Here is a 7,822-nt window from a genome sequence, read left to right on the forward strand (position 1 = left end):
TCGCGGAAATGAATCGCGCATGTACAGTGCCGATCTCGCTGGTGGCGGCGGGTCGACAATCGGTTGGCGGAGTCAGCGGAACCGGTCGACCGCCGCGTGGAAGTTCTGGTCGGCCTGATCGAATCGGGTTGGGCGGTAACCGTTCTCGCGCAGGTGGTCGAGGAATTCGGGGGGCAGGGTGAGCGGGTGGCCCGCGTAGTACTCGATGAAGTCGGCGCGCCAGATCCACTCGCCGTCCGAGCACAGGGAGGCGCCGCCGGGAATCCAGCCCTCGTCGGTGAGCAGGTCGGGGACGGCGGACATGATGTCGAACACCCGTGGCGCCGCGCGCAGATACGCGAGCACCCGTGCGTGCTCGGCGGGCGGTTCGGACGCCAGCGCGGCGGTGAAGGAGGGCAGCTCGTCGCGCTCACCGTCGTACATCTCGCGGTACATGCCGAGCGGCTTCAGCTCGACGACATCGCCGGGCGCGCCCGCCACCAGCTGGTTGTCGATCAGGGCGCCGTGCTCGTCCCAGCGTTTGCGCAGGCGCAGGTAGCCGGGCCTGGCGTAGACGTCGAGGGTGGCCAGGGTGCCGTCGCGGCGCCATTCCCGCCACTCGCCGACGGCGAGGCCGCGCTGCATCAACCCCTCCGAGGCGAGCGCGCCGTTGTCGTGCCAGGCCTGGCTGAGCCCGTCGTCGTAGCCGTCGACGAACGACCACCGCCCGACGACGGTGCCGTCGGGGCCGATCTCGATCGCCTGACCGGTGTAGGGGGTGCCGCGGTAGGTGGTGCGGTCGTCGTCGGAGCCGAGGTGGAATTCCGGATCGTCGACGTCGAGCGCCGTGCTGTCGGTCATCTGGTGGTGTCCCTTCCGGTCGCGCCCGCGACGGTGAGCTCGAAGAACGCGCCGTCGATGTCGAAACTTCCGTCGTCGCCGAACAACTCGGTGAGCGCCGCGCGGGTGACCTCGCCCGCCTCGGCCGCGGTCACCAGCGCCGTCACGGCGGCGAGCCGGTCGCCGGTCGTGCCGACGAGATCGGCGATCACGCCGGCCACCGTGTCGGTGGTCCAGATGCCGGGCACCGCGGGGGCCAGTTCGGCGGAGGTGGGCGAATCGCCGCGATACCAGGCGCCGCCGTCCCACCAGTAGCAGAACGACAGCAGGCCGTCGGCGCAGCGGCTGTTGAGCGTCGGCTCGGCCACCCACGACGGCGCGCCCCGATACAGCTCGGGCATGGCGGCGCCGTCCTGGTAGGCCTCACGCAACCGGGGCGCGTCCCACACCCCGCCGGAGAGCACTGCGCGCTCGCCGGGCAGCCGGACCAGGGTCGATCCGCTGCGCTGGGTGCCCTCGAACACGCACACTCCCGGTGCGATCCGGGGTCCGAGCGGCGAGCCGACCGCGACGAACGCCGCGGCCAGCACCGCCCAGCGCCGGGCGATCAGCGGATACGGCGGGAACTCCTGATCGGGCTCGGAGCGGACCGGCTCCCGGCCGCGGACACGATCGCGCAGCTCCTGTTCGGCCGCCCGCCGTGGGGTACGGAGCTGGCGGTCGCCGTGGCCGACATAGGCCGCCAGCCACACCGGCAGCGAAGCACGCGGATAGATCTCCAGGTCGCTGCGGTAGGCCGCGGGCGCGAAGAGCTGGCCCGGCGGGAACGGTTCGGCGCCGTAGTCGTAGTCGATCTCCATCTGCCCGTCGCCGGTGAGGTCGAGCAGATAACGCCACCACGCCTGGTCGTCACGCTGGGCCGAGAGCCGCCGGTGCTCGCGGACGAGGGCGAGCACGTCTTCGGCCGGGAAAACCCGCACCGCGCGGCCCTGTTCGTCGGCGAACATCACCACCGCCGCTTCGGCGGTCACCGTCATCGCGAACGACGCGGTGAGCCGCCACCAGCCCTGCGGGCCGAGTTCGGCGAGCTCTAGACCGATCCGGTAGCTGAGCGCCGACATCCGCTCGGCCACGTCCGCGGTCGGCGGCTCGGCGGTGCCGACCGCGGCGCCCGCGTCCGGCCGGTTGTCCGTGTGCTGCTCAGCCATGCCTCTCCCGATACCGACGCTCGAAATCGTCGATGAATATCGACGGCGCCACCGCCGACGACGACCGTTCCAGCACACCGTCGTCAGCGACGTAGTAGATCGCCCTGCCGATCGCGATCTCCCCCGGTTCGACCGGGACGTAGACCATCCAGCCCATCGACAAGCGGTCGGCGCGCAGCTGCGCGACCGGGAAGGCGGCGGGGTCGACGGCGTGCTCGGCCAGATACTTGCCGACCAGGGCGACGGCCTCCCTGCGCGGCATCGGCCACGCCGACTCGGTGGTCACGACGCCGGCGACGATCAGCTGGAACAGCCCGCCGTCGAGGTCGAAAAAGCCTTCGTCACCGAATAATTCGACCAGCGTGCCGCGCGTGACGACACCCGCTTCGGCGGCGGCGACCAAGGTCTCGGCGGCGTCGCGCAGCGGCGCGGGTGGCTGGTCGTCGATCATCCGGGCGACGGTGTCCGCGGTGGACTCCGCCGAGAACACCGGCGGGACCGCGGGGGCGATCGCCTCGGGTCCGGGCGACTCGCCCTGATACCAGGCGCCGTCGTCCCACCAGTAGCAGAAGGTGAGCAGCCCGCCCGCCGCGCGGCGATCGAGGGTCGGGGTGGCCACCCAGTCGGGGGCGCCCGCGAACAACAGTGGCAGTGCGGCGCCCGTGTTGTAGGCCGTGCGCAGGCCGGGCTCGTTCCAGACACCGCCGGACAGCACCGCGCGATCGCCGGGGAGGAGATACAGCGAGCTGCCGTGCCGCTCCCCGGTGTCGAAGCGGGCGATCGACGGCAGGAACCGCGGGCCCCACTCGTCCTCGACCGCCACCGCGCCCGCGGCCAGCACCGCCCAGCGCGCCACGAGCAGCGGCAGCGGCGGCAGTCCGGGCACCGCGATTGGCTGTGTTCCCGCCGCGGCATCGGCACGGGCCGCCGCCGCTGCCGTTACGGGTGCGCGCAGCTGGCGGTCGTCGTGCGCGAGATAGGCGGCCAGCCAGAACGGCAACGCGCCTCGGGGAAAGGCCTCGAGATCGGCCTGGTAGGCGCCCGGCGGGAACAGGTGGTCGGCAGGGAAGGGCTCGTCGCCATAGTCGTAGTCGACCTGGATGCGGCCCTCCGGTGTGAGTCCGAGCATCAGCCGCCACCAGGGTCCGTCGCCGAGTTCGGCCGACAGCTGCCGATGTTCCCGGATCAGCTCGAGCACGTCGGCCGACGGGCGCAGCCGGGTCACCCGCTGTTCGTCGTCGGAGTACACCGCGAGCACGATCTCGGCGGTCACGGTCATCGTGAAGACCGCGTCCAGCCTGCGCCAGCCTGCCGGGCCCTGGGCGGCGAGCGCGCGGGCGGCGCCGTGCACCAGTTTCCTGGCCTCCTCGGCCACATCGCGGACGACTGGTTCCGGCGCGAGGGTGAAACTCACGTCGACTTCGTCCTCGGCCGTTTCGGGGGCTGTGCTGTCGCCGGCGCCGGGTGTGCGCGCCGGTTCGTCGGCGGAGTCGGGCGTGCGCGCCGCCTCATCGGCGGAGTCGGGTGCGCGCGCCGGCTCGTCGGCGGAGTCGGGTGCGCGCACCGGCTCGTCGGGCCGTGGGGCTGCCTGGGCCGGTTCGTCGGTGGGGCTGGTCACGTCGCGCAATCTCCTGGCGAGGTCAGGCTCACGGTAGGCCGAGCAGGGGTAGGTCCAACGGGCGATTGCCGGACGACTCGTCCCAGGCGCGGTAGGTCAGCGCGTCGGGCGTGGCGATGCCGAAGCCGTCGCGCAGACCGGTCACCACCATCGCGGCGACGGTCCGGTACCGCGCGGGCGTGGCGGGCCACGGGGTGTCGATCCACCAGTTGCCGGGCAGGCCGTCCTCGGGTGGCTGCCAGCCGGCGTCGGTGATCACCCGGACGCCCGCTGGGCCCGCGCGCAGCGACTCGTCGAGCGCCGACTCGCCCGCCAGCTCGGCCGACAGCATCGTGTCGAGCTGCCGGAACTGTGCGTATCGCGGGGATTCCGCGCGGGATTCGTGGATGATCAGCACCGAACCGGCACTCAGCAGGGCGAGCTGTTCGGCCAGCGCGCCGGCGAAGGCCGACCAGTCCGTCACGACAGGCCGCCTTGTCGCTCGGCCTCGATATTGCGGTCGTCGGCCGCCAGCCGGGCATTGGTCACCAGCGACAGCACCACCGACACCGGCGACTGCGCCAGCACCAGGGTCGTCCCTGTTCCCGTCCAGCGAATCTGGGGCCACGGACCGGGAATTCGTCCGGTCGGTTCGCCCAGCGTCGCGGTGAGGACCGCGGCCAGTTCGGCGAACGCGGTGCGGATCCGTTCGGCCCCCGCCGCGTCCTCCTCGACGAAATCGGTGAGCCGGGTGTCGATCCGCACGGCCTTGCCGCTCGCGCCGTGAACCTTGCCGCTGCCGGCGCCGAGGCCGGTGTCGAGCAGGACCCAGTTCGGCCGGGCCAGCACCACCCGCCAGCCGAATCCGGCCGCGAGGTCGGGGACGTCGGCCAGGTTCCAGGACCAGTCCAGCTCGCGCAGCCGGGTCACCAGGTCGATCAGGTCACCGGCCGAGGGTGTCCGCCATTCGGTCACTGCGCGGCCTTCCCGTCGAGTTCGTCGCTGAGGCGGGCCAGCGCTTCCCGGCGGGCCCGCCGGTGCGAGCCGTCGAGCTGGGCGGCGAACTCGGCGCGGGCCGCGGTCACCAGTTCCGCGGGAACCTGCGGGTGGGCGCGTGCGATCGCCCAGAGTGCCTGGGTGGTCTCGTTGTCCAGCCCGGTATCGGTGCGGAGTCCGCCGCCGGCGCACACGGAAGCGAGCATCTCGTCGAAATTGGCGCGGATCTCGTCCTCGGCGGGATGGTCCGTGCGCATGCTGCCTCCTCGTTGGTTGTTCCCGGGCGCGGCCCGATGTGGTCAGTTGGCGAAGATCGCGGCGCGCTGGGCTGGGTCGGCCATCACCGCCCGGACGTGCGCGCCCAGGTCCATGTCCCGTGGCAGCGACCGGTAGAACAGCTCGCACAGCAGCGTGCCGTTCGCGGTGACCGCGAACCGCGTGCGCCGGGGATCGATCGGACCGTGTTCCACGCTGACCGAACCGTCGAGGTCGATCATACGATCGCCGACCCGCAGCGCGAGTCCGGAGCGATCGCGGTAGAAGACCACCGAAACACCACTGATGTCACCGTAGACACCACCCAGTCCGGCCGCCCCCGGCGGCGCAGCCCGCAGCGCGCCGCTGACCGGATCGAACTCGGCCCGGACACCGTACCCGGCGAACGGCCGCACACTGATGTCTCCGTTCGTCCCGTGCTGCGGCGGGGTGTACCCGTTGCCCACCGCACGCCGCGACTGTTCCTGTCCGCCCTGCCCCGCCGGTGCCATGGGCGCCATCGGCGCCATCGGCGAATAGGGCATGGACGAACCGCTGTCGGCGGACGAGCCGTTCGCCACCATCGGCACACCCGGCGGCATCACCTGCTCGGCGACCGGCGGCTGCGAGGGCAACGTCCGCGGCGCCGGTGGCTCCGCCCCCGGCCCTGCCCCGGACCCCCACGGCGGCCGAGGTGGCAACTCCGGCCGCGGCGCCGACTGCTCGGCGGGCCCGTCCGCCGACGATCCGGGCGGTATCGCTCCGGGCGATGCCGCCGGGCCGGACGACCATGGAGTCGTCGCAGGGGGATTCGTCGCTGGCAAGGAAGGAGTTACCTCCGCCTGGTTCGGCGCAGACCACGGAGCCCGCGAGTCAGAGGAGTTCGGCGTGGGCCACGACGGCATCGGCGGTGTCTCCGATGGGCCCGGCCGCGTCGGAATCGATGGCTCCGCGAGCCACGGCTGTGCCGTCGGGTCGGTCGGCACAGACGGAATCGGTGTTGGGCCCGGCGGCCACGCCTGCGAGGCAGGCGGCTCGGTCTGCCACGGCGGTTCCGTCGGAGTATGCACCGGCCACGGCTGCGAAGGCGTCGCGTCCGGCGGCCACGAAGGCGACGTCGGCGCGACCGGATCTGTCGGCAGCTGCCCAGGCGGTAGCGGCCACGGCTGTGCGGTCGGCGGCTCGGTCGGAGCCGGCATCGGCCACGGCTCGGATGGAGTCGGGATCGACGGCCATGGAGCACCCGGCGATGTCGGCGGCACCGGCACTGTCGGCTGCTCCGGCAGCGTGGGCGGCACGGGGTAGGGCGGCGACGGCACGTTCGGAGGCACCGGCATATTCGGCGGCACCGGCAACGTCGGCAACTCCGGCGTCGTCGGCGCCTCCGGCAAGGTCGGCGGAACCGGTGGCCACGGCAGGCTCGGCGGCTCCGGCAATGTCGGCGGCTCCGGCAATGTCGGCGGCACCGGCAGATTCGGCGGCTCAGGCAGGCTCGGCGGCACCGGCGGATTGGGCGTTGTCGGCGGGTTCGGCGTTGTCGGCGGCGTCGGCGTTGTCGGCGGCGTCGGCGGGTTCGGCGGCGTCGGCGGCGTCGGCGGCGTCGGCGGCGGCGGCGGCGGATTGGGCGTCGTCGGCGGCACCGGCGGCACCGGCGGACTGGGCGGGGTCGGCGGATTCGGCGGCACCGGCGGATTCGGTGGCGTCGGCGGGTTAGGGGGCGTCGGAGGGTTCGGATCGTCGGGGGTCAGGTCCAGGTCCGGCCAGGGGGTCGGGGTGTAGTCGAACAGCGCGGGGAATTCTGGATCGTATTCCCTTGGGGGGTGCGGGATGTGGGAGCGGAAGGTCGGCGTCGACGGTCGGCGGGTGCCGGTGTCTCCCTCATCGGAACCTGTTGCCGGAGGCGGGGTGTTGCTGTCGTCGCCGGACGAGGAGGGCCCGGCGGGGTCACCCTCGCCGGTACCAGCCTCCGGCGGCACAGTTCCGCCATCGCCATCCGACGACTTCGAGCGATCGGAGCCACCCTTATTGGTACGGGCTTCCGGCGGCGCCGTGTGGCCGTTTTGGTCGGGCGTCGGGCGGCCAGGGGCCGAGTCGCCGGTCGGCGGCACGGTGCGGGTCGTCGTGCCGGTGCCGGAATCGTCTGTATCGGGGTTGTTTTCGACGCCGGGCTGGGGGTCGGGGACGCGGCCGGGCGTCGGGGTGGTGGGGTCGGTATCGCGCGACGGCGGGACGGTGCGGGTGGTGTTCGCACCGGTCGTGCGGTTGTCCGCAGCCTGCTCGGGGGCGCCGGGTTTCGGCGGCGGAGACGTGGTCTCGGCGGATGACGGAGGTTGGTCGGGAGTTCCCTCGTCGGTGTCGGCTACCGGCGGTGAGGCATCGCCGTCGTCGTCCCGTGCTGCCGCGCCTTGTTCGCTGCTGGTCGCGACCAGGGGGACCGGTCGGGTGGGTGTCTGCTCAGTGTCGGGCTCTTCGGCTGGCGGAGTGGTGTTTTCGCGATTGTTGCCGTCGAACGCGTCCAGCGCTTCCTCGCGCGCCTGCTCCAGATCCCGCACCGCACGCACATAGTCGGTGTGCGCGTCGATATCACCCTCGATCTGATCCAGATCATCGGCGACGCGTTCGTGCTCGGCCGCCGACTTCTGATCGGCCCGGGTGAATGCCTCGTCCACCGCCGCGGTCTCCCGCTCCAGCGCGCCATCGATCCGTGCCGACGGGTCGGCCCCGTCGGCCGGGACGGTCGCGTTTGGGGTGCGGCCTGGGCCGGTCGGTCGCGGGGTGGGCTGGCCGGGTGTGGTGGGCGGCGTAACCGGGGGTTGTTGCTGCTCGATGGGCTGAGCTTCATCGAACGCGTCCAGCGCTTCCTCGCGCGCCTGCTCCAGATCCCGCACCGCGCGCACATAGTCGGTGTGCGCGTCGATATCACCCTCGATCTGATCCAGATCATCGG

Annotated in this window: 6 protein-coding genes and 1 pseudogene; all 7 read right to left on the reverse strand. The window is 72.4% G+C overall.

Annotated elements, in window-relative coordinates:
• Positions 1 to 72: 72 nt before the first annotated feature.
• Positions 73 to 840: a toxin-antitoxin system YwqK family antitoxin gene (locus ACFWF2_RS14890; protein ID WP_379307999.1), complete on the reverse strand. Its 768-nt coding sequence runs from the start codon at positions 838 to 840 to the stop codon at positions 73 to 75.
• Positions 837 to 2,027 carry a hypothetical protein gene (locus tag ACFWF2_RS14895; RefSeq protein ID WP_379308000.1) on the reverse strand — a complete coding sequence of 397 codons (1,191 nt, stop codon included), beginning with the start codon at positions 2,025 to 2,027 and terminating at the stop codon, positions 837 to 839. The genes ACFWF2_RS14890 and ACFWF2_RS14895 overlap by 4 nt, the downstream gene beginning before the upstream one ends.
• Positions 2,020 to 3,645: a hypothetical protein gene (locus ACFWF2_RS14900; RefSeq protein WP_379308001.1), complete on the reverse strand. Its 1,626-nt coding sequence runs from the start codon at positions 3,643 to 3,645 to the stop codon at positions 2,020 to 2,022. Before ACFWF2_RS14900 ends, ACFWF2_RS14895 begins: the two co-directional genes overlap by 8 nt.
• Before the next feature lie 28 nt (positions 3,646 to 3,673).
• Positions 3,674 to 4,108: a hypothetical protein gene (locus tag ACFWF2_RS14905; protein ID WP_379308002.1), complete on the reverse strand. Its 435-nt coding sequence runs from the start codon at positions 4,106 to 4,108 to the stop codon at positions 3,674 to 3,676.
• Positions 4,105 to 4,599 (reverse strand): DUF6301 family protein, encoded by a 495-nt coding sequence (locus ACFWF2_RS14910; RefSeq protein WP_379308003.1) that lies wholly within the window; start codon positions 4,597 to 4,599, stop codon positions 4,105 to 4,107. Before ACFWF2_RS14910 ends, ACFWF2_RS14905 begins: the two co-directional genes overlap by 4 nt.
• Complete coding sequence (locus ACFWF2_RS14915) at positions 4,596 to 4,877, reverse strand: hypothetical protein (protein ID WP_379308004.1); 282 nt, start codon at positions 4,875 to 4,877, stop codon at positions 4,596 to 4,598. The genes ACFWF2_RS14910 and ACFWF2_RS14915 overlap by 4 nt, the downstream gene beginning before the upstream one ends.
• A gap of 42 nt (positions 4,878 to 4,919) precedes the next feature.
• Positions 4,920 to 7,822: pseudogene (locus ACFWF2_RS14920) on the reverse strand (hypothetical protein); the annotation flags it as partial.

This window comes from Nocardia sp. NPDC060259, from assembly GCF_042728775.1.
Taxonomy (GTDB): domain Bacteria; phylum Actinomycetota; class Actinomycetes; order Mycobacteriales; family Mycobacteriaceae; genus Nocardia.